Genomic DNA, 25,246 nt, shown 5'->3' on the forward strand with positions numbered 1-25,246 from the left:
GGCCGGCCACTGTGGAAAACGTCAAGCGATTCAATAGCTTTGCTGAGTTCTACCCCTATTACCTGGCCGAGCACGCCAACAGTACCTGCCGGCGCCTGCATTTCATCGGTACCACGCTGGTGATCGGCATTCTGGCGTATGCCATCGGCCGGGGTTCGTTGGGCTTGCTGATCGCCTTGCCGATTGCCGGCTACAGCTTTGCCTGGATCGGCCACTTCTTCTTCGAAAAGAACCGCCCGGCGACCTTTCAGCACCCGTTTTATAGCCTGCTGGGAGACTTTGTGATGTACCGCGACATGATTCTGGGCAAGGTGCCGTTCTAGCCGAACGACCGTTTAAACGATGAAAGTTCATCCATCCGGCGACATAAAAATCTTTTTGTCATTTGCGGTGCTGTATCCTGCCAAGGCTTTTTGAGAGCGCGGAATCACCTGCGATTGAAAAAACAGACCTTGCGAGGAGCGACGACGATGCACGAGATACCTAATCTCCCCTTCCCAAGCCTGCACCCTACAGAGCAGCCAACACCGCAGCAGGCCAGCGACAAACAGCCTGAGGCCAAAGAAGCCAAACCAGTCGACAGCAAAAGCCAGGACTGACGCCGTAACAGACCGTGTGGAAAGCGCAACGTTGAGCGCTTTCCACACTGCCTGAATCAATCGAGACGCCCATCATGACCGATACCCTCCCCGACACCCCGGATACCGCCGTACTCGACGCTGCCCTGCAGATGGTCGAGGTGTGGAACCGCCTCAGCGCGGAGAAACAGGCCGTACTGCTCAAGCGTTTCGGCACCCAGGAAAACGCGCTGGCCGCCCTGGTCACCACCCAACTGCTGGCCCCTGCGCGCGCCTGACGTCTTTTTGATCCGAGGTTTTTGTGTTTTAGCGCCCTGCACGAAGCAAACCACCGGTATCATTAGCAGCCTATCTTTACCTGCTGCGACAGTGGACCTCTCCCATGCCCGATATCCAGCGCCCCATGGCGGTCACGCTGCAAGTTGTTTCCATCGTCTTGTTCACCTTCATCGGCTACCTGAATATCGGTATTCCCTTGGCCGTGTTGCCGGGCTATGTCCACAGTGAACTGGGCTACGGTGCGGTGATTGCCGGCCTGGTGATCAGCGTGCAATACCTGGCCACCCTGCTGAGCCGCCCGTACGCGGGCAAGATCATCGACAACCTGGGCAGCAAACGCGCCGTGCTGATCGGCCTGGTCGGCTGTGGCCTGAGCGGCGTGTTCATGCTGCTCGCTGCGTGGTTCTCCAGCCTGCCAGCCTTGAGCCTGGGCAGCCTGTTGATCGGCCGCCTGGTGCTGGGCAGCGCGGAAAGCCTGGTGGGCTCGGGTGCCATCGGCTGGGGCATCGGCCGGGTCGGCGCGCAGAACACCGCCAAGGTTATTTCCTGGAACGGCATCGCCAGCTACGGCGCGCTGGCGGTCGGTGCTCCATTGGGCGTCGTGTTGGTGAAGAGTTTCGGGCTGTGGAGCATGGGGGTCAGCATCATCCTGCTGGCCATCGTCGGCCTGCTGTTGGCCTGGAACAAGGTCGCCGCACCGATTGTGGCCGGTGTACGCCTGCCGTTCATGAATGTACTGGGCCGGGTCTTGCCCCACGGCTGCGCGCTGGCACTGGGCTCGATTGGATTTGGCACCATCGCGACCTTCATCACCCTGTACTACACCACCCAGCACTGGGATAACGCGGTGTGGGCCTTGAGCTTGTTCGGCGCCAGCTTTATCGGCGCACGGCTGTTGTTCGGCAACCTGATCAACCGGATCGGCGGGTTTCGCGTGGCGATTGCCTGCCTGTCAGTAGAAATCTTTGGCCTGCTGTTGTTGTGGCTCGCGCCGGATGCCAGTTTGGCCCTGGCCGGTGCGGCGTTGAGCGGGTTTGGCTTTTCCCTGGTGTTTCCGGCCTTGGGCGTGGAAGCGGTCAACCTGGTGCCGGCGTCCAGCCGAGGCTCGGCGGTGGGCGCTTACTCGCTGTTCATCGACCTGTCGCTGGGCATCACCGGCCCGCTCGCCGGGGCCGTGGCGGCGGGGTTTGGCTTTGCGTCGATCTTCCTGTTCGCCGCCCTCGCCGCCTTGGGTGGCTTGCTGCTCAGTGTTTACCTGTACCGACAAGCGCCGAAAGCCCGTGAGGCACGCGGCGACTAAAAGTCGACCTTGCCACGCCCGGCCTTGATGCTGCCGCGCTTGGTCTTGGATTCGAGGCGACGTTTTTTCGAGCCCAGGGTCGGCTTGGTCGGGCGGCGCTTCTTCTCCACCTTGGTAGCGCTGAGGATCAACTCCACCAGGCGCTCCAGCGCATCCGCGCGGTTCTGCTCCTGGGTCCGGTATTGTTGCGCCTTGAGCACCAGCACGCCTTCACTGGTGATGCGACTGTCGCGCAGCGCCAGCAACCGTTCCTTGTAGAAGTCCGGCAGCGACGATGCGGGAATATCAAAGCGCAGGTGCACGGCGCTCGACACCTTGTTGACGTTCTGCCCACCAGCGCCTTGGGCGCGGATGGCGGTCAGCTCGATCTCGGCATCCGGCAGGTGCACATTGTTGGAAATTACCAGCATCAATCAAAAACCTTAGGCAACGGACAGGCCCAACTCAGACAAGAGCATCGACGCCTGGGCTTTGGAAATCACGGCGCCTTTGAACAGTTTGGCATCATTGAGGCGAAACCCGCTCAAATCCGCACCGCGCAGGTCGGCGCCGGCAAAGTTGGCGCCATTGATGCGAGCATGGGCGAGGCTGCAATCGATCAGCTCAGCCTTGCGAAAGTCGGCATCAGACAAATCGCTGTCGGAAAAATCCAGGTTATTCAGCACGGTGCGCGCAAACGACAATCCAGACAGAAAAGCGCTGTTCAGCCGCGTTTCGTTGAAACTCAGGCCCAGCGAGGCGCAATGGGTGAAGTTGGCGCCGGTCAACTTGCAGTGTTCAAAACTGGCCTGGGACAGCTTGCTGCGCTGCCAACGGGTGTTATTCAGGTCACAGCTGTGGAACTGTGCCTCCAGCAGGTTGGCCGCTTCGAAAATGGCGAGGCTGGCGCGGCAGCTTTTCCATTTCGTGCCTTCCAGTCGAGCCCCCAAGAAAGAAGTCTGGACCAGGATGCAGCGTTCGAACACCCAATGATCCAGGGTCATGCGCGACAAATCGGCGCCGCTCAAGTCCACGCCAGTGAGGCGCAAGGGGCCGGAGTGCTGGTCAATCAGGCCTTCCAACTCATCACGCTGAAACGCGCCGCCGTCAATGTCGGTGTGTTGCATGGGGCCTCCAGGTGGGTGCTGTTGTTTTGATCCGGGACGGAGTCTAACCCGGTGGGCTTGAAACTCGATGGGTCGTGAAGACCACCCAGCCCGAAGAAATACCATGAAGCGCAGAAAAAATGCAGCTGCTTCTTTTATTAGCTATATTGTTCGCCTATCAGCGCACTCAATTGCGGGTTTTCTGCATGTTAATTGAATTTTCTGTCAGCAATTTTCGCTCCTTCCGCGAGAAGCAGACCCTGTCGATGGTGGCTTCTGCCCGTCTTGGGAAGAAACAAAATATCTTTGATCCCGAAGTGCTTGGGGAGAAATTTCCGAAGCTGTTGAAAGTTGCTGCGATTTACGGGCCGAACGCCTCAGGTAAAACAAGCTTTGTTAAAGCACTCCAATTAATACCTATGCTTTTACATCAATCGCCCGGCAGCAATTACTCAATCCCAGTAACACCATTCCGTTTTGACTCAGAACTGGCTGACAAACCAAGTTGCTTCGAAATAAACTTCATTGAAAACGGCCTTCGCTTTCAATATTTTCTATCTATCACATCAAAACGTATAATTGAAGAGACCCTATACTCGTATCCAAAAGGAAAAGAGAGACAACTGTACTCTAGAAAATTCCACCCAGAAACTGGAGAGACATACGTTTTCGGAGACTCATTAGAAGGCGGGACAATTGTTCACGAAGCCTGGAAAAAGCTCACCCCTCCTAAAAGTTTATTTCTAGCTCAAGCAGTCCTAAACAGCAGCGAAGACTTAAAACAATTAAAAGATCCGTATAACTGGCTAAAGTCTTCATCATTTTGTGTTGGGCAGGATGATATCAGCGCGACCTCGCTATCATCACGCGCCATCATCATGCAAAACGCAGAAGCAAAAGTGATGTTACAGGACCTTCTTCAACGTCTGGATGTTCCGATTACAAACATACATTTCGAGGAGAGCCAAACACTCAAGGAAAAATCAAATGACCCTAGTGAATATATAGACTTATTGGAAAAAGAATCAAAAACAAAACTAACCCATACTACCGCCTTGGGCAATGCCGATTTTGAGCTAAACGAAGAGTCTGGCGGCACCCAAAACCTTATAGGCTTTTGGCTACCGCTGCTTAATTTGAAATCCCTTCATAGGGAAATGGTGGTAGTTATTGATGAATTTGACAGTAGCTTGCATCCCAAAATTGTAGAGAGTCTTGTAAAGGATCACCTATTAAACAATGTAAAATCTCAGTTAATATTCACAACTCATGACACCCACCTCATGAATGCTAAACTTTTAAGGCGCGATCAATTCTGGCTCACTGAGCGCGATACTAACGGGGCCACACAAATGTTTTCCGTACATGACTTTCAGGGAAGAGACAGTGAGGATATCGAAAAGCGTTATTATGAAGGTCGCTACCGCGGTTTGCCGATTCTCAGCAGGAGCTAAGCCATGGCGCGCACAGCTGATTCATTCAGGAGAAGGGAACCCCGGTTTCAGCCACAAGCGACGGTTTTGGTCATCTGTGAAGACCTGCAATCCAGCAAGGTTTACCTCGAGGATGCCGCCCAACATTTTCGCTCCCAAGCGGAAATTGAAATCATGCACTGCGGTGTTACCCATCCAAAAGGTATTGTGGAATACGCCATTGAGCGGCAGCGGAAATTTGACAAAGTCTTCTGCGCCATCGACCGTGACACACACGAATCATTTGATGAGGCCATTCGACTGTCTTGGGCGCACGAAAAAATTACCATCATCGCCTCCTATCCCTGCTTCGAATATTGGCTACTTCTGCACTTTGGTTACACCCGCAAACCTTATTCAGCCTCGGGTAAGCACTCGGCAGGTGATCTTGTCGGAGCAGATCTGCGGGCCAAACCTGGAATGGCGGATTACGCCAAATCGGGCTTGAAAGGCTATTTCAAAATGCTGGCAGGCGCGCCGTTCGAGAACGCGAGAAAGCACGCACCAAGAAGCTTGCAGGATGCGCTCAAGAGCAAAGACAGAAACCCCAGTACTGAAATTCATCTGTTGATGGATGAGTTTGAGGCCATCTCAAAACCTAAAAAATTGTAATACCCCAACAAAAAACAAACCCGACTCAAGGTCGGGTTTGTCGTTCAAGGCTGCTATCTCACTCAGCTATCGGCGCCCCTGTCCCTGACTGCTCACGGGCACTACGCTTGTTCTTGATCCCATAACACACCGCCATAAACGCCACCCACACCGGAATCGCATACACCGACACCTGGATGCCCGGAATCATCAGCATGATCACCAGGATGAACACCACGAACGCCAGGCACACGAAGTTGCCGTAGGGGTACCACAACGCCTTGAACAGCGGCACCTGGCCAGTGCGGTTCATGTGCTGGCGGAACTTGAAGTGGGAGAAGCTGATCATCGCCCAGTTGATCACCAACGTGGCCACCACCAGGGACATCAGCAGTTCCAGCGCGTGCTGCGGAATCAGGTAGTTCATCAACACCGCCACCAGGGTGATCGCCGCCGAGGCGAGGATGGAACGCACCGGCACGCCGCGCTTGTCGATCTTGGCCAATGCCTTGGGCGCATCGCCCTGCTCGGCCATGCCCAGCAACATGCGGCTGTTGCAGTAAGTGCCGCTGTTGTACACCGACAGCGCCGCCGTCAGGACCACAAAGTTGAGGATATGCGCGGCGGTGTTGCTGCCCAGCATTGAGAACACCTGCACGAACGGGCTGCCACTGTAGGCGTCGCCAGAGGCGTTGAGGGTTTCAAGCAGGCTGTCCCATGGCGTCAGCGACAACAGCACCACCAGGGCACCGATGTAGAAAATCAGGATGCGGTAGATCACCTGGTTGATCGCCTTCGGGATCACGGTGCGCGGCTTGTCCGCCTCAGCAGCAGTGAAACCGAGCATTTCCAGGCCGCCGAAGGAGAACATGATGATCGCCATGGCCATCACCAATCCGCCGACGCCGTGGGGAAAGAAGCCACCGTGTTCCCACAGGTTGCTTACCGACGCCTGCGGCCCGCCGCTGCCGCTGACCAGCAAATAGCTGCCCAGGGCGATCATGCCGACGATGGCCACCACCTTGATGATCGCGAACCAGAACTCGGCCTCACCGAACACTTTGACGTTGGCCAGGTTGATCAGGTTGATCAGCACGAAGAACGCCGCGGCCGAAACCCAGGTCGGAATCTCCGGCCACCAGTAATGCACGTATTTGCCGACGGCCGTCAGCTCCGACATACCCACCAGGATGTACAAAATCCAGCAGTTCCAGCCCGACAGGAAGCCGGCGAAACCGCCCCAGTACTTGTGGGCAAAGTGGCTGAAGGAACCGGCAACTGGCTCTTCGACGATCATTTCGCCGAGCTGGCGCATGATCATGAAGGCAATGAAGCCGCAGATGGCATAACCCAGGATCATCGACGGCCCGGCTGATTTGAGCACCCCGGCCGAGCCGAGGAACAAGCCGGTGCCGATGGCGCCACCGAGGGCGATCAACTGGATATGTCGGTTTTTCAGGCCGCGTTTCAGCTCGCCTGAAGAGGAATGGGGTCCACTCATGAAAAGGGTCTCACGCAAGGTTTGAGAAGATTGATTGCAGGTTGCTGCCTTGAATTACCGACTCAAGCAGCGCCGCTCAAACCCCAGCGCAGGCACCAGGAGTACAGCGTCTTTCTAACGGTCATGCGTCACCTGTTTGTTTTTATCTGTGACGAAATCGAACCCGTCCGGCTCGTGGCCAGGCGGAGTGATCAGGGTGGGTACACCCTGAGGTCTTGGCCTTTAGCGTGGTTACGCAAGGGGGTCACAGTAAAACGCGGCGCATTGTACACCGCTCGACCGCTTGGGGCCGCCCGCCAAAAGCGTGTGCGACGATCTGTCAGGTAATCCTTACAGCGCAAGATCAACCAATAATGTCGCCATTTACGCGTAAATTAATCGTTACAGCATGGAAAATTCACGTTACAGCCGTGATCTGAATAAAAAATGACGGTCAGAAATTTCCTGCAATTCAGCGCTGCCAGTTGTCTGTTTTTCCTCAAGAAACAATCAAACACCAAAAACAGAACAAAAAATCCAAATGAAACCGTGTCAATAAAAATTTTGCATTTTGAAACACTCTCTCCTAGGTTCTTTGCACTTGCCCGCGAAGCCCGTTGGCAAGCCGTTCTCAAACACCGTCCTCTAGGAGATACACCATGCAAGCACTGGAAAACGACCTGGAAACCGAACTGCAACTCGACGACTGGTTTGAAGCGCCGACCCATGAGGCCGCCGTAGAAATGATGCAAGCCGACGCTGTTGTGCCATTTGGCACAGCGATGTGGCCCTTCTAAAAACCGGCACGCTCCCGGCAGGTGCCGTGCACGGCACCTGCTCCCTTACCCAAGGCACAGAAGGACGCACGTCATGGACAAGGCCCGCGCCGTCGAACATTTTCTCTACTACCTCGCGCACCACCCGGCCCTCAATGGCCTGAGCCGCCCCACCGTGCTGCTGGGCCATACCGAGCGCTACGACGCCATCGCCCAGACGATCACCCAGGGCAGCGCCGCCCCTTTCAACTTCCAGGTGCAGCGCCTGGACCTGGCCGCCAGCGACACCCTGGCCCAGGCCATCGAAGCCTGCGACCTGTACCTGTTTCTCTACGACTCCTCCACCTTGCCCAACCCTCGCGCCGAAGGCCCGGACTTTATCCGTGCCCTGCAAGGCGTGATGGCCGAACACTGGAAAAAATCCCTGCTGTTCAAGGATTATGGCGACTATTTCTATGACACCTTCAGCGTCGAGCCCCAACGCATTGCCGACCTCAATGCCACGCTGATCCGGCGCATGTCCCAGGCCAACGTGCTGAGCTTTACCGACAAACATGGCTCACGGCTGGAAGCGCCAATGAGCAGCATCAAGAAGTGGACCAATATCAACGGAGTCGGCAATCACGACCTGGCCCCGGGCGAGATCGCCACCCACAGTGAGGCTATCAATGGTCAGGTGCGGTTTGTCGGCACCTTTCTCAGCACCATCCCGTTTGCGCGCAAATATGGTGTGCTGCAATCGCCGCTGGAGTTGTGGATCGAGAACTCGACCATCTGCAGCGTGGCCAGTGAAGTGCCGGGGTTGGCCGATGATTTCAACAAGTACCTGAATGCCAACCCGTCGAACCGGCGTGTGGAAGAGTTGGGGATTGGTACCAATGAAGGGGTGAAGGATCTGTATGCGCGCAACGCCGGGTTCGAGGAGCGCCATTGCGGGTTGCACCTGGGCTTGGGCGGTGGGCAGAAAGGCAGCCATCACCTGGATTTGATCTTTGCCAGTGGGGTGTTGGCCTTGGATGACAAGCCCATACTAGTTGAGGGTGCCTATACACTCTAAGGAGCACACATCAAATTGACACAACCGCTATTATTAACCTTTTGGCAGTCCGCTATTCACAATAACTCTTAAAGCCTGTCAACTTTCACAGGTTCCCGTAGAAACATATCCACCTATATTCCAGCTATCAGCCAGCTGATACCAGTCAGCCCCCCCGTGCGGGCCAGGGCTAACCCAGAGGAAATATAGGATGAAAAATACAATCACCGCGTTGTGTGTTATCTATCTATCAATGGCTTTTTTTTCACACACAACGTTAGCCGGGCCGGCTCATCAAGATACAATTCTATTAGCCGACAGCGCCGAAGACAGAGAAGCAAATCAGCGCTTAATAGAAAGATTGGAACGTGAACAAGCAGAACGCCAAAGAGAGGCAATAGAGCGTGACAATGCCAACCATCCTACTCCAGCAGCTCCCTCCCAGGACTCAGCCTGCCTAACTGCATGGAAAAGCAGCAGCGCTTATCACAGCTGTATAGCCAGTACCAGTGGAATCTCAACTGCCTCAAACGGCCAATGTCATATCAATGTGTCCTGCCCAGGAGCAGACACCAGCGAAAGACCATCATTAATAGGGAATAGTGTATTAGAATACAATCACTCCAAAGATAATCCGCAGACCGTTCCCCTAAGTGACGTTTCGAAGCTGGTTAACTGCCACGGCACGCTCAGACTATCATCTTGTTAACGACACGCCATTCAGGCTTTTAGATTTATATAAACAATAAAAAGCTCGAAGTTCATTTTATGAACCACTCACACTCCACATCCAGTGGGGTGTGAGTGGTTTTACATTAATTAAACTATCACGCAGAACCCAGCGAGATTTAAACCCCACTGAGTCCCTTAGCAGATCACTGCGGCTTCTTGCGGCCAAAACCAGGACGCTGGCCAGAACCGGCCGGTGCGCCACGGCGCTTGCCAGACGGCTCGTCCGCGACCAGTTTCGGGCCGGGACGCTTGTTAGCGGCAGGCTTGGCTGGACGCTTGGTGCTGGCGTTGTCGGCCGGGCGATCCGCTTCACCCCGGTTGCTGCGGCCACCCGATGGGGCAGGACGCGGCGCACGTGGCGCACGCTCGCCTTCCTGACGCGACGGCGCGGTTGGGCGGCGCTCACCTTCGATCTGCGGCTCACGGGAAATACGACCGCCGGTCGCCGGAGCATTCAACGCCGGGCGCAGGGTGCGGGCAACCCGCTCGGTGCGCGCCACCGGGCGCGACGATTTACGCTGCATACGCTCAAGCTTGTCTTTGCTCTTGGCGTTCATCTGCGGCATCGCCACCGGCGTCAGGCCGACTTCGGCACTGAGGATGTCGACTTCGTACTGGCTCATTTCGCGCCAGCGGCCCATCGGCAGGTCGGAGTTGAGGAATACCGGGCCGAAACGCACGCGCTTCAGGCGGCTGACCACCAGGCCCTGGGATTCCCACAGGCGACGCACTTCACGGTTACGGCCTTCCATCACCACGCAGTGGTACCAGTGGTTGAAACCTTCACCACCTGGCGCCTGCTTGATGTCGGTGAACTTGGCCGGGCCGTCTTCCAGCACCACGCCCGCCTTGAGGCGCTCGATCATCTCGTCGTCGACTTCGCCGCGTACACGCACGGCGTACTCGCGGTCCATCTCGTAGGACGGGTGCATCAGGCGGTTGGCCAATTCACCGTCGGTGGTGAACATCAGCAAGCCAGTGGTGTTGATATCCAGGCGACCGATGTTGATCCAGCGGCCTTCTTTGGGCTTGGGCATCTTGTCGAACACGGTCGGACGGCCTTCCGGGTCGTCGCGGGTGCAGATCTCGCCATCGGGCTTGTTGTACATGATCACGCGGCGCACCGATTCGGCGGCCTCTTCACGCTTGATGACCTTGCCATCGATGGTGATTGCGTCGTGCAGGTCGACGCGCTGGCCGAGGGTAGCCTCGACGCCGTTGACCTTGATGCGCTTCTGGGTGATCCAGGCTTCGACGTCGCGGCGCGAGCCCACGCCGATACGCGCCAGCACCTTTTGCAGTTTTTCGCCTGCTGGGCCGATTTCCTGGCTGTCGTTCTGGTCTTTGTCGTTCATCTTAAGCACCTCCCGGTGGGTCGATTCAGGCGTGGCCTGAAGAGTGTTGAAAGCGGGGCTTTGGCCGAATAGCTCGGCAAAGGGTCGCGAATCATACGCGCATGGCGCGCGTTGCGCATCAGAGACTAGTCGATTAGTGGCCGGCAATCGGTTTTTCCGCCGACCGGTGGGCCATTTGGGATCCGGGTCAATCTTCGAACTGGCGACGCTCGGCCTCGATAGCTTCGGCCAGGGCCCGGGCTTCGTCTTCTTCGTCGCTCAGCGGCGGCTGTTCGAGGGCGGCGACGGCGGCCAGGAGTTTTTCACGGGCTTCGGCGACGCCGAGGATGTCTTCTTCAGGTTCGGGCTCAGGTTCAGGGTCAACGGTTTCCTGGGGTTCTGCCTCAGTCGCACCATCGCGCAGCAAGTCATCAAAGTCGGTCTTGATGCCCTGCTCCATGTCGTCCAGTTCCAGCAGCAAGGTGTGGAAGCTGGTTTCGTCCTTCGGTTCTTCCGGCTCTGCTGTCGCATCGGCGAGCTCCTGCAGGCTGGCCGGCACCGGGGCATCGTCGAAGTCGAGCACCGGCTCCGCTTCCATTTCGCGCAATTCGGCCAGCGGCGGCAAGTCGTCGAGGTTTTTCAGGTTGAAATGGTCGAGGAACACCTTGGTGGTTGCAAACATCGCCGGTTTGCCGGGCACGTCACGGTAACCGACGATGCGGATCCACTCGCGCTCCAGCAACGTCTTGACGATATGGCTGTTGACCGCCACGCCCCGCACGTCCTCGATCTCACCCCGGGTGATCGGCTGGCGATAGGCGATCAGCGCCATGGTCTCCAGCATCGCCCGAGAATAACGCTGGGGGCGCTCTTCCCACAGGCGTCCGACCCAAGGTGAAAATTTCTCACGAATCTGCAGGCGATAACCCGACGCCACTTCGCGTAATTCAAAAGCACGGCCGTCGCAGGATTTGCGCAGAATCTCCAGCGCCTTCTTGAACACCGGCGGCTCGGGACGTTCGGCCTCTTCAAAGAGCTCGAACAAACGCTCCAGGGATTGCGGTTTGCCCGACGCCAGTAGGAAAGCTTCCAGCAGCGGTGCCAGTTCGCGGGGTTCAGTCAGATTCATCGATTCAGCTCTTTATTCGGCTCGCGCCCGCACGTGGATAGCCGCAAAAGGCTCATTCTGGACCAGCTCGACCAACGACTCCTTGACCAGTTCGAGGATCGCCATAAACGTCACCACCACCCCCAGGCGCCCTTCTTCGGTGGTGAACAGCTCGACAAACGGCACGAAGCCGCCGCCCTTGAGGCGCTCCAGCACGTCGCTCATGCGCTCGCGGGTGGACAGCGCCTCGCGGCTGACCTGGTGACTTTCAAACATATCGCCCCGGCGCAGCACCTCGGCCATGGACATCAGCAATTCTTCCAGGCTCACGTCCGGCAACAGTTTGCGCGCACGGGCCTCGGGGGCATCCAGCTTGGGCACCACCACGTCGCGGCCCACCCGGCTCAGGCCATCGATGCCTTCGGCGGCGGCCTTGAAGCGTTCGTACTCCTGCAGGCGTCGGATCAGTTCAGCGCGTGGGTCGTCTTCTTCGGCCTCCACCGTCTCCGAGCGCGGCAGCAGCATGCGCGACTTGATCTCGGCGAGCATGGCAGCCATCACCAGGTACTCGGCGGCCAGCTCCAGGCGCACCGACTGCATCAGCTCCACATAGCCCATGTACTGGCGCGTGATTTCCGCCACCGGAATATCGAGGATGTTGATGTTCTGCTTGCGGATCAAATACAGCAGCAAATCCAGCGGACCTTCGAAAGCCTCCAGGAAGACTTCCAGCGCGTCCGGCGGAATGTACAGATCCAGGGGCATTTCCATGACCGCCTGGCCGTACACCATGGCAAACGGCAGTTCCTGCTGGGCGCCCGCCTGGCTGTCGACGGTTTCCACGGCTGACATTCAGGCCTCGACCATGAACGGCGCCGGGTCGCCGCAACCCACGCGGATCACTTCGGGTTCGCCGTCGGCCAGGTTGATCACGGTGGAAGCTTTGCCGCCGCCGAAACCGCCGTCGATGATCAGGTCCACCTGCTTTTCCAGGAGCTGACGCATTTCATACGGATCTTCCAGGGGATGGGTGTCGCCGGGCATGATCAACGACACGCTCATCAACGGCTCACCCAGTTCTTCAAGCAGCGCCAGGGCAATGGGATGCTCTGGCACCCGCAGGCCAATGGTGCGCTTCTTCGGGTGCAGCAGCAGGCGCGGCACTTCGCGGGTGGCATTCAGAATAAAGGTGTAGGGCCCCGGCGTGTGAGCCTTGAGCAGGCGGAAGGTGCCGGTGTCGACCTTGGCGAACAGCCCCAACTGGGACAGGTCACTGCAGATCAGTGCGAAGTTGTGCTTGTCGTCCAACTGGCGCAGGCGTCTTACCCGCTCGACCGCGCCCTTGTCGCCGATCTGGCAACCAATGGCGTAGGACGAATCGGTTGGGTAGATCACCACGCCGCCGGCGCGGATGATCTCGACGGCCTGTTTGATCAGGCGCGCCTGGGGGTTTTCCGGATGAATCTGGAAGAATTGACTCACGTGTTCTACCTGTTCAGACGGTGGCAATAATGGGGTCATGCTTGAATCGCCCCCACAAGAGCGGCAAATCTTCCGGGACGGGGCGATACTCGCCGATCTCGGACCAGCCGCCTGGGCCATGAAAATCACTGCCGGCACTGACCAGCAGACCAAATTCGCGGGCAAGAATCGCCAGGCTGCCGACCTGCTCGGCGGGTTGATGCCCGTTGACCACTTCGATTGCGTGGCCGCCCGCTCCAATATAGTCGGCAATCAGCTTGCGGCGCTTGCTGCGGGTGAAATCGTAGTGCCAGGGATGGGCCAGGCTGACCCAGGCCCCGGAGGCCCGCAGGGTCTCGACGGTGTCCTCCAGGGTCGGCCAGTGTTGCTTCACATCACCCAACTTGCCGGCGCCCAGCCATTTGCGGAACGCTTCGGCGCGGTCCTTTACAAAACCTTCACGTACCATCCAGTCGGCAAAGTGCGGCCGCGCGGGTGCGTTGCCGCTGTCACCCAGTTCCTGCTGGATGGCGCGGGCGCCTTCCAGGGCACCGGACATGCCTTTAAGGCCGAGCTTGCGGCTTATTTCTTCGGACCGCAGCCAGCGGCCATCGTGCAACTGGGCAATGGCGGCGACCAAAGGCGGGGCTTTTTGATCAAAGCCGTAGCCGAGTACATGAATGGTGGCGCCACCCCAGGTGCAGGACAACTCCACACCGTTGACCAGCTGCATGCCCAACGCATGCGCGGCTTCGCGGGCTTCGTCGAGGCCTTCGAGGGTGTCGTGGTCGGTCAACGCCAGGACTCGCACGCCTTTTTCAAACGCACGCGCAACCAGTAACGCAGGCGCCAGGGCGCCGTCGGAGGCCGTGCTGTGGCAGTGCAAATCAACATTCACGGGGATGTGTAACCTCAAGTCAGCTGGCGCTTTCGCTACCAAGGATGTTTGTTATTATGCCGCCACATCCAGCTTCTGGCTCTTACTGTGAAACAATTCATCGACTTCATCCCGCTGTTGCTGTTTTTCATCGTTACCAAGCTCGACCCCAGGGTCATCGAAATCGCCGGTCATGCGTTCTCGTTCGGGGGCATCTACAGCGCCACCGCCGTACTGATCATCAGCTCTATCGTCGTCTACGGCGCCATTTTCATCTCCCAGCGCAAGCTGGAAAAAAGCCAATGGCTCACCCTGGTCGCATGCCTGGTATTCGGCGGCCTGACCCTGGCCTTCCACAGCGAAACCTTCCTCAAATGGAAAGCGCCGGTGGTGAACTGGCTGTTCGCCCTGGTGTTTATCGGCAGCCACTTCATCGGTGACCGCCTGTTGATCAAGCGGATCATGGGCCACGCGCTGACCCTGCCGGATCCGGTGTGGACACGCCTGAACGTTGCGTGGATCGTGTTCTTCCTGTTCTGCGGCGCCGCCAACCTGTTCGTGGCCTTTACCTTCCAGGACTACTGGGTCGACTTCAAGGTCTTCGGCAGCCTGGCCATGACCGTGCTGTTCCTGGTCGGCCAGGGTATCTACCTGTCGCGCCACCTGCATGACGTCGCCCCTACCACCCCGAAAACCGAGGATTGACATGCTCTACGCCATCATTGCCACCGACGTTGCCGACTCGCTGGAAAAACGCCTGAGCGTGCGCCCGGCCCATGTCGAGCGCCTCAAGCAGTTGCAGGCCGAAGGCCGTATCGTGCTGGCGGGTCCACACCCTGCGGTAGACAGCAACGACCCAGGCGACGCCGGTTTCACCGGTAGCCTGATCGTCGCCGAGTTTGCCTCCCTGGCCGATGCCCAGGCCTGGGCCAAGGCTGATCCTTATGTAGCTGCCGGCGTTTACGCCGACGTCGTGATCAAGCCGTTCAAGCAAGTCCTGCCTTGATAACGGCCACGCCGAACCTAATCGGTTCGGCGCGCTCCTAATTGCTCATTATTCTCGGTAACCTGCCGACAACGTTCTGAATATTCGTGTGGAATCAGGAGTTCCGATGCGCTTACGTCAGTTGTGTCTGTTGTCAGTGGTAATGATCGGGGCTACGGCCCACGCTGAAGAAACCTCGAACACCGGCAGTTCCACGCCTCTGTCCTTGAGTGCCGGCGCCCAGATCACCGAGTTGCAGCAGCGGTTGAAAGAAAGCGAACGCCAGCGTGAAGAATTGAGCAAGCAACTGCAAAACGTAGATGCTACACGCGAAAGCGCCCAACTGAGTCGCCTTCGCCAAGAGAACCAACGCCTGGCCCAGCAACTCAAAGAAACACAGGGCGGCGCCTTGACCCGATGGCTGACCGAGCAGCAACAATGGTTCGTCACCGGTGGGGCCGTGGCGCTGATCGCCTTGCTATGCGGGATCTTCGCCAGCGGTGGGCACCGTCGCCGTCGACAATGGCTAAATTGAGTGAGTCATGAGCGAGCTGTTACTGATAGATGATGACCAGGAGCTCTGCGAGCTGCTGACCAGTTGGTTGAGCCAGGAAGGCTTCCAGGTACGCGCCTGCCATGACGGTTTGAGCGCCCGCAAAGCCTTGGCCGACAGTGCCCCGGCCGCAGTGGTACTCGACGTGATGCTGCCCGACGGCAGCGGCCTGGAACTGCTCAAGCAATTACGCAACGACCACCCGGAGCTGCCGGTGCTGATGCTGTCGGCGCGCGGCGAACCACTGGACCGCATTCTCGGCCTGGAACTGGGTGCCGACGATTACCTGGCCAAGCCCTGCGACCCACGCGAGCTCACCGCACGCCTGCGCGCCGTGCTGCGCCGCAGCCACCCGGCCGCCGTGTCCACCCAGCTCGAATTGGGCGACCTGTGTTTCAGCCCGGTGCGCGGCGTGGTCAGCATCGATGAACAGGAATTTTCCCTCACCGTCTCCGAAAGCCGCCTGCTGGAAGCCTTGCTACGCCAGCCCGGCGAGCCCTTGGACAAACAGGAACTGGCGCAGATCGCCCTGGGCCGCAAACTGACCCTTTACGATCGCAGCCTGGACATGCACGTGAGCAACCTGCGCAAAAAGATCGGCCCGCACCCGGACGGCCGACCACGCATCGTGGCGTTGCGCAGTCGGGGCTACTATTACAGCCTTTGAAGCAGCTATCAGCTGCCGCCTTCCCCTTACCAAACCTTTACCCTCTCCTGACGGCGGCTGACCTTGATCTCCGTAATCTACTCACATCCGGACTCACCGGAATAGAGACAGGAGAATCACCATGCGCAAGACCCTTATCGCTTTGATGTTCGCCGCTGCCCTGCCGACCGTTGCCATGGCGGCAATGCCCGAAGGCCCAGGCCCGATGGGCGGCCCCGAAGGCCATATGATGGGTGGCCCGGGTCACGACGGCGAACACGGTCCGCGTGGCAAAGGCGGCCCCTTCAGCCAACTGGACCTGAGCAAGGAACAGCGCCAGCAGATCGGCAAACTGATGGGCGACCAATGGCACGCTCGCAAGGACCTGACCAGAAAGTACCTGGACAAGCTCCCGGCTGCTGACCAGAAGGCCATGCAGGACGAAATCGCCGCCGGCAAGCAGAAAACCCAGGCGGATATCCGTGCGCTGCTCAAGCCAGACCAGCAGAAGAAATTCGACGAAATCGTCAAGCAGCAGGAACAGCGCCGCGCCGAATGGAAGGAATTCCAGGCCTGGAAAGCGCAACAGCCGCAAAAAGCGCAATAATGCCCTCGCGTTAACGCTCCCAGCCCAGTGGCCCCCGCCACTGGGCTTTTCCTGCTTGAGGGTTTCCTGTGCGTTCATTGTTCTGGCGCATCCTGGCCAGTTTCTGGCTGGCCATCGCCTTGGTTGCCGGGTTGTCGATCCTGCTTGGGCATATGCTCAATCAAGATGCCTGGATTCTCAGCCGTCACCCTGGCCTCAACAACCTGGCCGAAGAGTGGACCCAACTCTACGAAACCCAGGGTGAGGACGCTGCCCAGGAGTTGCTGCAACAGCGCAAACGCCAGTACCACATCGACGTGCAGGTGCTGAACGAAAGCGGCGAGCCGGTGGTGCGCGGCACCTTCCCACGCCGCGCCGCCGCCTTCGAAGCCCGCCAGAACGATAGCAAGGACGGCCACCTGCCCTGGCGCCGCCTGACCGCTGAATACACCAGTGAGAAGACCGGCGACACTTACCTGTTGATCTACCGCATCCCGCACCCGGAACTGGACGAATGGCATCGCAGCAGCCTGACATGGCCGTTGAGCGCATTGGTCATCGCCTTGGTGGTGCTGACCCTGTTCAGCCTGTTCGTCACACTGTCCATCACGCGCCCCTTAAGCCGACTGCGCGGCGCAGTGCATGACCTTGGGCAAGCCACCTACCAACAAAACAGCCTGGCGCAACTGGCCAACCGGCGCGATGAGTTCGGCGTACTGGCCACCGACTTCAACCGCATGGGCGCGCGCCTGCAAAGCCTGATCGGCAGCCAGCGCCAGTTGCTGCGCGACGTGTCCCACGAACTGCGCTCGCCCCTGGCGCGCCTGCGGATCGCCCTGGCCCTGGCCGAACGCGCCAGCCCCGAAGAACGCGAAAGACTCTGGCCTCGCCTGACCCGCGAATGTGATCGCCTGGAGGCTCTGATCAGCGAGATTCTGGTACTGGCCCGCGTCGATGCCGATAACGCCAGCGCCGAAGAAATCGACCTCAACCCGTTGCTCAAGACCCTGCAAAAAGACGCACAGCTCAGCGCGCCGGATCAGGTGGTGCAGCTCACCACCGACACCGAACTGCACCTCAAGGGGTGGCCGACCATGATCGAACGGGCAGTGGATAACCTGCTGCGCAACGCCCAGCGCTTCAACCCGCCGGGCCAGCCGATCGAGCTACACGCCCACCTTCACGGCGAGCATATTGTGATCAGCGTGCGCGACCACGGCCCCGGCGTTGACGCCGAACACCTGAGCCAATTGGGCGAACCGTTCTATCGCGCCCCAGGCCAGACCGCACAAGGCCACGGTCTGGGTCTGGCGATTGCCCGTCGCGCCGCCGAGCGCCATGGCGGCAACCTGTTCCTGGCCAATCATGCCCAAGGCGGTTTTATCGCCAGTATCGATCTGCCGCTGGAACCTGGGATTGTCACACCGGCCTGATCATCTTCTATAGTGGCCCTTCTCTTACGGAGGGCCGTTGATGACTGACCTGCTGACTCCCATCCAAGCCGCACTCGATCTACCGCGCACGCCGCTGACCAGCACCGAAGCCGGCGCCCTGCCCTCGGCCTTTGCCGTCACCGACCTGGCGGTTGCCAGTATCGGTGCCGCCGGCCAGGCCGTGGCCCAGTTGATCCTGCAACAGACCGGGCGACTGCCCGGCGTGAGTGTGGACCGGCGACTGGCGTCCTTCTGGTTCTCGTCATCGATTCGCCCGATAGGCTGGAAAACGCCACCGCTGTGGGACCCGGTGGCCGGTGACTACGCCTGCGCCGATGGCTGGATTCGCCTGCACACCAACGCGCCCCATCACCGCGCCGCCGCTGAACGGGTACTGGGCAAGGTGGCTGATCGCATCGCGATGGCCGGCAAGGTAGCCAATTGGAATGCCGCCGAACTGGAACAGGCGATTGTCGATGAAGGCGGTTGTGCCGCGCAGATGCGTACCTGGCAAGCCTGGCAAACCCACCCTCAGGGCCTGGCCGTCAATGCCGAGGCACTGGTGCAGCGCCAGACCTTGGCAACCTCCGTCGACAAACCCTGGCTCGGCTCGGTGGCGCGTCCACTGGCGGGCCTCAAGGTATTGGACCTGACCCGCGTGCTGGCCGGCCCGGTGGCCAGCCGTTTCCTCGCAGGGCTGGGTGCGGATGTATTGCGCATCGACTCACCGACCTGGAACGAGCCCGGCGTAGTGCCGGAAATGACCCTGGGCAAACGCTGCGCCCGCCGGGACTTGAAGAGCGCCCAAGGCCGCCTGGTTTTCGAAAGCCTGCTCAAGGACGCCGACATTGTGTTCCACGGCTACCGCGCCGACGCCCTGGAGCAATTGGGCTACACCGCCAGCGCCCTGCAAGCCATTGCCCCCGGCCTGATCGACGTGAGCCTCAACGCCTACGGTTGGAGCGGCCCGTGGCGCAACCGCCGGGGTTTCGACAGCCTGGTGCAGATGAGCAGCGGGATTGCCGCCGCAGGCATGGCCTGGAAACACGCGGACAAACCGGTGCCGCTGCCGTTGCAGGCACTGGATCACGCCACCGGGTATTTGATGGCGGCCAGTGCGATTCGGGCATTGAGCGAACGGTTGAAAACCGGCCGTGGCGGTTCGGCGCGGTTGTCGTTGGCGCGTACGGCGAAGTTGCTGGTGGACGCCGGGCAGGTGCCGGAGCAGCCGGCATTGCGGGCCGAGCAACCGAGCGATCAAGGCCTGGTAGTGGAACAGACGGCCTGGGGCCAGGCGCATCGATTGTTGCCGCCGGTGACTATCAGCGGCACGCCGTTGCAGTGGGATCTGCCGGCTGGGGAACTGGGTTCACACCGAGCGCAGTGGTGACTCGACTATCGCCATCGGGGGCAAGCCCCCTCCCACATTTTTGGATGTTGTTCACAAATCAAACTGTGGGAGGGGGCTTGCCCCCGATGAGGCCCGTACCGTCACTATCAATCCACCCGTTGCAACGAAGTCCACAAATGCTGCGCCGCATACGCCCGCAACGGCCGCCACGCCTCGGCCCGCGCCAGCAACTGCCGCGCCGACACCGGCCCGCCCTCCAACGCCGCCAGCGCATTGATCAAGCCGATATCCCCCGACGCAAACGCATCCGTCTCGCGCATCTGGCGCATGGCGATGTATTGCGCGGTCCAGTCGCCAATCCCCGGCAACGCCACCAGCCGGGCCACACCATCCTTGAGGCTGGCCTTGGCTTCGAACAGCTGAGGGTCATCCAGCAACGCCTGCGCGACGCCGGACAAGGTCCGTCCACGCGCCTTCGGCATGCCCAGGGTGGCCAGGTCCGCTGCCGCCAATACTTCGGCCGAGGGGAACACATGGGTGATACCGACGTACGGCGTCTCCAGCGGCTGGCCATATTGCGCCACCAGCTTGCCCGCTAGGCGAATCGCCGCCACCACGGTAATCTGCTGGCCCAGCACCGCACGAATCGCCAGTTCCAGGCCATCCCAGGTGCCCGGCACGCGCAGGCCCGGACGGGCCGCGACCAACTGCGCCATCAAGGGATCCGTCGCCAATTGCGGGTTGATCAACTGGGGCTGCGCATCCAGATCGAACATCGTGCGCAGGCGCCGTTCGATCTCAGGCAACGCCGCCGGGTCTGGAGAACCCACCTCGACGTCTAGCCAATCGCCATCCCCCAGTGCCACGCTGATCCAGCCGTGCTGCCCGCCGAGGCTGATACTGCGCCGGTACACCCCCGCCTCGACCGTCTCCATCCCGCCGATCGCCCGCGCCGACAGAAACCCCACCATCGCCGCCCAATCATAAGGCGGCTGATACGCCAGTCTCACAACGACAACACCCCGCTGTACAGCCCATACGCCGCCAGCCCCGCGCCGGTGATCACACAGCTGAAAATGCCTTTTTCCATGTGGGTAAACAAGGGCTGGCGCTGCTCACGCTTGGCGAGGGCAAACAGGATCACCCCCGGTGCATACAACAGCGCCGACAGCAGCAGGTACTTCAAGCCCCCGGCATACAGCAGCCACACGGCGTAGCCGAGAGCGATCAGGCCCACCAGCAAGTCCTTCAAACGCTGGCCGTGGGCGTCTTCGTAGGTTTCGCCGCGCCCGCTCAACAGCACGGCATACGCGGCCGACCACAGGTAGGGCACCAGGATCATCGATGAGGCCAGGTAAATCAGGGTCGTGTAGGTGCTGTGGGAAAACAGCGTGATCACCAGGAAGAGCTGGATCATCACATTGGTCAGCCACAACGCGTTGACCGGCACTTGATTGGCGTTTTCCTTCTTCAGGAACGCCGGCATGGTCTTGTCATGGGCCGTGGCGTAGAGGATTTCCGCACAAAGCAGCGCCCAGGACAGCAAGGCACCGACCAGTGACACCGCCAGGCCGATGCTGATCGCCATCGCCCCCCAGGGGCCGACGATATGTTCCAGCACGCCGGCCAGGGACGGGTTTTGCAATTGCGCGAGTTCCGGCTGGCTCATGATGCCCAGGGACAGCACATTCACCAGCACCAACAGGGCCAGCACGCCGAGAAAACCGATCAGCGTGGCGCGGCCCACGTCCGAGCGTTTCTCGGCCCGCGCCGAGTACACGCTGGCACCCTCGATGCCGATAAACACAAACACGGTGACCAGCATCATGTTGCGCACCTGGTCCACCACGTTGCCCATATTCGGGTTGCCCAGGCCCCAGATATCGCGAGTGAAGATATCCGCCTTGAACGCCACGGCGGCGATCACGATAAACATCAGCAGCGGCACGATCTTCGCCACCGTGGTGATCTGGTTGATGAACGCCGCCTCCTTGATCCCGCGCAACACCAGGAAATGCACGGCCCACAGCAGCAACGAGGCACAGCCGATCGCCACCGGCGTGTTGCCCTGGCCGAACACCGGAAAAAAATAGCCTAGGGTACTGAACAGCAACACGAAGTAACCGACGTTGCCCATCCACGCGCTGATCCAGTAGCCCCAGGCCGACGAGAACCCCATGTAGTCACCGAACCCGGCCTTGGCGTAGGCATACACGCCCGAATCCAGTTCGGGCTTGCGATTGGCCAGGGTCTGGAACACGAAGGCCAGGGTCAGCATGCCGACCGCGGTGATTGCCCAACCGATTAACACGGCCCCCACCTCGGCGCGTGCGGCCATGTTTTGTGGCAAGGAAAAAATCCCGCCGCCGATCATCGAGCCCACCACCAGGGCAATCAGGGCACCAAGTCGCAGTTTCTGGGCCGGTTGAGACATGAACACTCCTGAATGAACAACAACTTGAGCTGACAACGGTGCACTCGGCTAATTAACTCAGCGAGTGTAGCGTTTATTAGTGAAGGCGATAAAACCAAGAGGCTCATAACGCAATCGCATGTCAGGCATTCGAGTTTAGTCTTATTTAGAATTTAAATATCGGATTGTCTGACCGTTCGCGAAACGCCTTTCGAAATGTTTGCATATTCAAGAATACGGTCTAGCTTAAAACCTCCATAGCGCTGACTAAATGATTAACCAAAAGGAAAGAATGGCTCTGCGTCAATACTTTCCGAGGATTCTTATCGCCCACGAGTTTCCAGCCTAAGTCATTAATTCACAATGGAATGTGCCAATGAAGTGATCTGAGTCAGCTGTTTGATTAGCGCACGGATTTATTCTGTGGTCTCTCTTCTCCTGCATTGGAGTTATGCGATGTCTGAATCTCCCGGAAAACTTCGACTGGGCGCACTGGTTGCACTTGTCGTGGGCTCGATGATTGGCGGCGGGATCTTTTCACTGCCGCAAAACATGGCCGCCAGTGCCGATGTCGGCGCGGTATTGATTGGTTGGGTGATTACCGCCATCGGCATGTTGACCCTCGCCTTTGTGTTCCAGACCCTCGCCAACCGCAAGCCCGACCTCGACGGTGGCGTATACGCCTACGCCAAGGCCGGTTTCGGCGACTACATGGGTTTCTCGTCCGCCTGGGGTTACTGGATCAGTGCGTGGCTGGGCAACGTCGGTTACTTCGTGTTGCTGTTCAGCACCCTGGGTTACTTCTTCCCCATTTTCGGCGAAGGCAACACGCCGGCCGCGGTGATCGGCGCCTCGGTGCTGCTGTGGGCCGTGCACTTCCTGGTACTGCGCGAGATCAAGGAAGCGGCGTTCATCAACCTGGTGACCACCGTCGCCAAGGTCGTGCCGCTGGTGCTGTTCGTGCTGATCGCGCTGTTCGCCTTCAAGCTGGAGATCTTCACCGCTGACATCTGGGGCGTGAAAAACCCCGACCTGGGCAGTGTGATGAACCAGGTGCGCAACATGATGCTGGTCACCGTGTGGGTGTTCATCGGCATCGAAGGCGCGAGCATCTTCTCGTCCCGTGCGGAAAAACGCTCCGACGTCGGCAAGGCCACCGTGATCGGCTTTATCACCGTGCTGCTGTTCCTGATGCTGGTGAACGTGCTGTCCCTGGGGATCATGACCCAGCCGGAGCTCGCCAAGTTGCAGAACCCGTCGATGGCCGCCGTGCTGGAGCATGTGGTGGGCCACTGGGGCGCGGTGCTGATCAGCGTCGGCTTGATCATCTCGCTGCTGGGGGCGCTGCTGTCGTGGGTGCTGCTGTGTGCGGAGATCATGTTCGCCGCCGCCAAGGACCACACCATGCCGGAGTTCCTGCGCAAGGAGAACGCCAACCACGTACCGGCCAACGCCCTGTGGCTGACCAACGCCATGGTGCAGATATTCCTGGTGATCACGCTGTTTTCCGCCAGCACCTACCTGTCGCTGATCTACCTCGCCACCTCGATGATCCTGGTGCCCTACCTGTGGTCGGCGGCCTACGCGTTGCTGCTGGCGGTGCGCGGCGAGACCTATGAAAACGCCCTGCGCGAACGCAAGAAAGACCTGTTCATCGGCGCCATCGCCCTGATCTACGCGGTCTGGCTGCTCTACGCCGGCGGCACCAAATACCTGCTGCTCTCCGCCCTGCTCTACGCCCCCGGCGCGATCCTGTTCGCCAAGGCCAAGCATGAACTGGGCAAACCGATTTTCACCAACGTCGAGAAGCTGATTTTCGCCGCAGTAGTCATTGGCGCCCTGGTGGCGGCCTATGGGCTCTACGACGGCTTCCTGACTCTGTAATTCTGACTGGAGGATCTGTAATGACCACGGAAAAAGTGAAGTACGGCGTACATTCCGAAGCCGGCAAACTGCGCAAAGTCATGGTGTGCTCCCCAGGTTTGGCCCACCAGCGGCTGACCCCCAACAACTGCGATGAACTGCTGTTCGATGACGTGCTGTGGGTGGCCCAGGCCAAGCGCGACCACTTCGACTTCGTGACCAAGATGCGCGAGCGGGATATTGATGTGCTGGAAATGCACAACCTGCTCACCGACATCGTCGCCATCCCCGAAGCGCTGGACTGGATCCTGGAGCGCAAGATTACCTCCAACACCGTGGGCCTGGGCCTGGTCGAGGAAGTCAGCTCCTGGCTGCGCAGCCTTGAGCCGCGCAAGATCGCCGAGTACCTGATCGGTGGCGTGTCGGCCGATGACCTGCCGAGCAGCTTCGGCGGCAAGACCATCGAAATGTTCCGCGACTTCCTCGGGCATTCCAGCTTCATCCTGCCGCCGCTGCCCAACACCCAGTTCACCCGCGACACCACCTGCTGGATCTACGGCGGCGTGACGCTCAACCCGATGTACTGGCCGGCGCGACGCCAGGAAACCCTGCTGGCCTCGGCCATCTACAAGTTCCACCCCGAGTTCACCAACGCCGACTTCCAGATCTGGTACGGCGACCCCGACCAGGAGCACGGCGCCTCCACCCTGGAAGGCGGCGACGTGATGCCGATTGGCAACGGCGTGGTCTTGATCGGCATGGGCGAGCGCTCGTCCCACCAGGCCATCGGTCAACTGGCGCGCAACCTGTTCAAGAACAAGGCGGTGGAACGCGTGATCGTCGCCGGCCTGCCGAAATCCCGCGCGGCGATGCACCTGGACACCGTGTTCAGCTTCTGCGACCGCGACCTGGTGACCATCTTCCCCGAAGTGGTCAACCAGATCGTGCCCTTCACCCTGCGCCCGGATGAAAGCAAGCCACACGGCATCGACATCCAACGCGAGAAAACCAACTTCCTCGAAACCGTCGCCGCGGCCCTCAACCTCAAGGCACTGCGTGTGGTCGAGACCGGCGGCAACAGCTTCGCCGCCGAGCGCGAACAATGGGATGACGGCAACAACGTGGTGGCGGTAGAGCCTGGCGTGGTGATCGGTTACGACCGCAACACCTACACCAACACCCTGCTACGCAAGGCCGGGGTGGAAGTCATCACTATCAGCGCCGGTGAGCTCGGCCGGGGCCGTGGCGGCGGCCACTGCATGACCTGCCCGATCATCCGCGACCCAATCGACTACTAAGGAGACTCC

27 protein-coding genes are annotated in these 25,246 nt (G+C 59.5%); 17 read left to right on the forward strand and 10 right to left on the reverse strand.

The window, feature by feature from the left end; translation table 11 throughout:
- Positions 1-11 precede the first annotated feature (11 nt).
- From M2497_RS25155 to M2497_RS25165, 3 genes are all read left to right on the forward strand, one after another.
- Positions 12-323 carry a DUF962 domain-containing protein gene (locus tag M2497_RS25155; protein ID WP_248483980.1) on the forward strand — a complete coding sequence of 104 codons (312 nt, stop codon included), beginning with the start codon at positions 12-14 and terminating at the stop codon, positions 321-323.
- Between the two features lie 350 nt (positions 324-673).
- Entirely contained in the window at positions 674-856 is a 183-nt protein-coding gene (locus M2497_RS25160) for a hypothetical protein (protein WP_248483982.1), read from the forward strand.
- Between the two features lie 104 nt (positions 857-960).
- Positions 961-2,157: an MFS transporter gene (locus tag M2497_RS25165; protein WP_248483984.1), complete on the forward strand. Its 1,197-nt coding sequence runs from the start codon at positions 961-963 to the stop codon at positions 2,155-2,157.
- Here the strand turns inward: M2497_RS25165 and arfB are convergent.
- Together arfB and M2497_RS25175 are read right to left on the reverse strand one after the other, a co-directional pair.
- Positions 2,154-2,567 carry an alternative ribosome rescue aminoacyl-tRNA hydrolase ArfB gene (arfB, locus tag M2497_RS25170; RefSeq protein WP_034109044.1) on the reverse strand — a complete coding sequence of 138 codons (414 nt, stop codon included), beginning with the start codon at positions 2,565-2,567 and terminating at the stop codon, positions 2,154-2,156. The genes M2497_RS25165 and arfB overlap by 4 nt on opposite strands.
- 12 nt (positions 2,568-2,579) lie before the next feature.
- Positions 2,580-3,263: a pentapeptide repeat-containing protein gene (locus M2497_RS25175; RefSeq protein ID WP_248483986.1), complete on the reverse strand. Its 684-nt coding sequence runs from the start codon at positions 3,261-3,263 to the stop codon at positions 2,580-2,582.
- A gap of 119 nt (positions 3,264-3,382) precedes the next feature.
- Here M2497_RS25175 and M2497_RS25180 point away from each other — a divergent pair, with 119 nt between their 5' ends.
- Together M2497_RS25180 and M2497_RS25185 are read left to right on the forward strand one after the other, a co-directional pair.
- On the forward strand, positions 3,383-4,696 hold the full coding sequence (locus M2497_RS25180; RefSeq protein WP_348984766.1) for an ATP-binding protein: 1,314 nt from the start codon (positions 3,383-3,385) through the stop codon (positions 4,694-4,696).
- A gap of 3 nt (positions 4,697-4,699) precedes the next feature.
- Positions 4,700-5,326, forward strand: a complete 627-nt coding sequence (locus M2497_RS25185) for an RloB family protein (RefSeq protein ID WP_248483988.1) — start codon at positions 4,700-4,702, stop codon at positions 5,324-5,326.
- Between the two features lie 58 nt (positions 5,327-5,384).
- On the opposite strand, the gene M2497_RS25190 is transcribed toward M2497_RS25185, so the two are convergent.
- Complete coding sequence (locus tag M2497_RS25190; RefSeq protein ID WP_248483990.1) at positions 5,385-6,806, reverse strand: amino acid permease; 1,422 nt, start codon at positions 6,804-6,806, stop codon at positions 5,385-5,387.
- Between the two features lie 638 nt (positions 6,807-7,444).
- Between M2497_RS25190 and M2497_RS25195 the strand changes: the two genes are divergently transcribed.
- The 3 genes from M2497_RS25195 to M2497_RS25205 all read left to right on the forward strand — a co-directional run bounded on the left by M2497_RS25195 (position 7,445) and on the right by M2497_RS25205 (position 9,306).
- Positions 7,445-7,582 carry a hypothetical protein gene (locus tag M2497_RS25195; protein ID WP_003175756.1) on the forward strand — a complete coding sequence of 46 codons (138 nt, stop codon included), beginning with the start codon at positions 7,445-7,447 and terminating at the stop codon, positions 7,580-7,582.
- 73 nt (positions 7,583-7,655) lie between these two features.
- Positions 7,656-8,618 (forward strand): leucyl aminopeptidase, encoded by a 963-nt coding sequence (locus tag M2497_RS25200; protein ID WP_248483993.1) that lies wholly within the window; start codon positions 7,656-7,658, stop codon positions 8,616-8,618.
- Positions 8,619-8,808: 190 nt separating this feature from the next.
- Positions 8,809-9,306, forward strand: a complete 498-nt coding sequence (locus M2497_RS25205; protein ID WP_248483995.1) for a hypothetical protein — start codon at positions 8,809-8,811, stop codon at positions 9,304-9,306.
- A 166-nt stretch (positions 9,307-9,472) separates the two neighbouring features.
- On the opposite strand, the gene rluB is transcribed toward M2497_RS25205, so the two are convergent.
- From rluB to M2497_RS25230, 5 genes are all read right to left on the reverse strand, one after another.
- On the reverse strand, positions 9,473-10,684 hold the full coding sequence (rluB, locus tag M2497_RS25210; protein WP_025858414.1) for a 23S rRNA pseudouridine(2605) synthase RluB: 1,212 nt from the start codon (positions 10,682-10,684) through the stop codon (positions 9,473-9,475).
- Between the two features lie 187 nt (positions 10,685-10,871).
- On the reverse strand, positions 10,872-11,792 hold the full coding sequence (gene scpB, locus M2497_RS25215; RefSeq protein WP_248483997.1) for an SMC-Scp complex subunit ScpB: 921 nt from the start codon (positions 11,790-11,792) through the stop codon (positions 10,872-10,874).
- Between the two features lie 12 nt (positions 11,793-11,804).
- The gene (locus tag M2497_RS25220) at positions 11,805-12,503 is read right to left on the reverse strand and encodes a ScpA family protein (protein WP_248488255.1); all 699 of its coding nucleotides are present in this window, start codon (positions 12,501-12,503) and stop codon (positions 11,805-11,807) included.
- A gap of 120 nt (positions 12,504-12,623) precedes the next feature.
- Positions 12,624-13,253 (reverse strand): L-threonylcarbamoyladenylate synthase, encoded by a 630-nt coding sequence (locus M2497_RS25225; RefSeq protein WP_248483999.1) that lies wholly within the window; start codon positions 13,251-13,253, stop codon positions 12,624-12,626.
- 13 nt (positions 13,254-13,266) lie between these two features.
- A complete protein-coding gene (locus M2497_RS25230; RefSeq protein WP_248484001.1) occupies positions 13,267-14,130 on the reverse strand; it encodes a PHP domain-containing protein in 864 nt (287 codons plus the stop codon).
- A gap of 87 nt (positions 14,131-14,217) precedes the next feature.
- Between M2497_RS25230 and M2497_RS25235 the strand changes: the two genes are divergently transcribed.
- The 7 genes from M2497_RS25235 (at position 14,218) to M2497_RS25265 (ending at position 19,702) form a co-directional block, all read left to right on the forward strand.
- On the forward strand, positions 14,218-14,814 hold the full coding sequence (locus M2497_RS25235; RefSeq protein ID WP_071489418.1) for a septation protein A: 597 nt from the start codon (positions 14,218-14,220) through the stop codon (positions 14,812-14,814).
- Position 14,815: 1 nt separating this feature from the next.
- Complete coding sequence (locus M2497_RS25240; RefSeq protein WP_071489417.1) at positions 14,816-15,115, forward strand: YciI family protein; 300 nt, start codon at positions 14,816-14,818, stop codon at positions 15,113-15,115.
- Positions 15,116-15,221: 106 nt separating this feature from the next.
- Positions 15,222-15,629, forward strand: a complete 408-nt coding sequence (locus tag M2497_RS25245) for a translation initiation factor 2 (protein ID WP_248484003.1) — start codon at positions 15,222-15,224, stop codon at positions 15,627-15,629.
- A gap of 7 nt (positions 15,630-15,636) precedes the next feature.
- Positions 15,637-16,314 (forward strand): response regulator transcription factor, encoded by a 678-nt coding sequence (locus M2497_RS25250; RefSeq protein WP_071489415.1) that lies wholly within the window; start codon positions 15,637-15,639, stop codon positions 16,312-16,314.
- A gap of 121 nt (positions 16,315-16,435) precedes the next feature.
- Positions 16,436-16,900 carry an LTXXQ domain protein gene (locus tag M2497_RS25255; RefSeq protein ID WP_248484005.1) on the forward strand — a complete coding sequence of 155 codons (465 nt, stop codon included), beginning with the start codon at positions 16,436-16,438 and terminating at the stop codon, positions 16,898-16,900.
- 68 nt (positions 16,901-16,968) lie between these two features.
- Positions 16,969-18,312 (forward strand): HAMP domain-containing sensor histidine kinase, encoded by a 1,344-nt coding sequence (locus tag M2497_RS25260; protein ID WP_248484007.1) that lies wholly within the window; start codon positions 16,969-16,971, stop codon positions 18,310-18,312.
- 40 nt (positions 18,313-18,352) lie between these two features.
- A complete protein-coding gene (locus M2497_RS25265; protein WP_248484009.1) occupies positions 18,353-19,702 on the forward strand; it encodes a CoA transferase in 1,350 nt (449 codons plus the stop codon).
- Positions 19,703-19,809: 107 nt separating this feature from the next.
- Here M2497_RS25265 and M2497_RS25270 read toward each other — a convergent pair whose 3' ends face one another.
- Together M2497_RS25270 and arcD (M2497_RS25275) are read right to left on the reverse strand one after the other, a co-directional pair.
- Entirely contained in the window at positions 19,810-20,673 is an 864-nt protein-coding gene (locus M2497_RS25270) for a DNA-3-methyladenine glycosylase (protein ID WP_248484011.1), read from the reverse strand.
- Positions 20,670-22,097 carry an arginine-ornithine antiporter gene (arcD, locus tag M2497_RS25275; protein ID WP_248484013.1) on the reverse strand — a complete coding sequence of 476 codons (1,428 nt, stop codon included), beginning with the start codon at positions 22,095-22,097 and terminating at the stop codon, positions 20,670-20,672. Before arcD (M2497_RS25275) ends, M2497_RS25270 begins: the two co-directional genes overlap by 4 nt.
- A 435-nt stretch (positions 22,098-22,532) precedes the next feature.
- Between arcD (M2497_RS25275) and arcD (M2497_RS25280) the strand changes: the two genes are divergently transcribed.
- Both arcD (M2497_RS25280) and arcA read left to right on the forward strand, forming a co-directional pair.
- Entirely contained in the window at positions 22,533-23,960 is a 1,428-nt protein-coding gene (arcD, locus tag M2497_RS25280) for an arginine-ornithine antiporter (protein WP_248484015.1), read from the forward strand.
- Positions 23,961-23,980: 20 nt separating this feature from the next.
- Complete coding sequence (arcA, locus tag M2497_RS25285) at positions 23,981-25,237, forward strand: arginine deiminase (protein WP_248484017.1); 1,257 nt, start codon at positions 23,981-23,983, stop codon at positions 25,235-25,237.
- Positions 25,238-25,246: the final 9 nt, after the last annotated feature.

The sequence above is a fragment of the Pseudomonas sp. CYM-20-01 genome, from assembly GCF_023169845.1.
Classification (GTDB): domain Bacteria; phylum Pseudomonadota; class Gammaproteobacteria; order Pseudomonadales; family Pseudomonadaceae; genus Aquipseudomonas; species Aquipseudomonas azotoformans.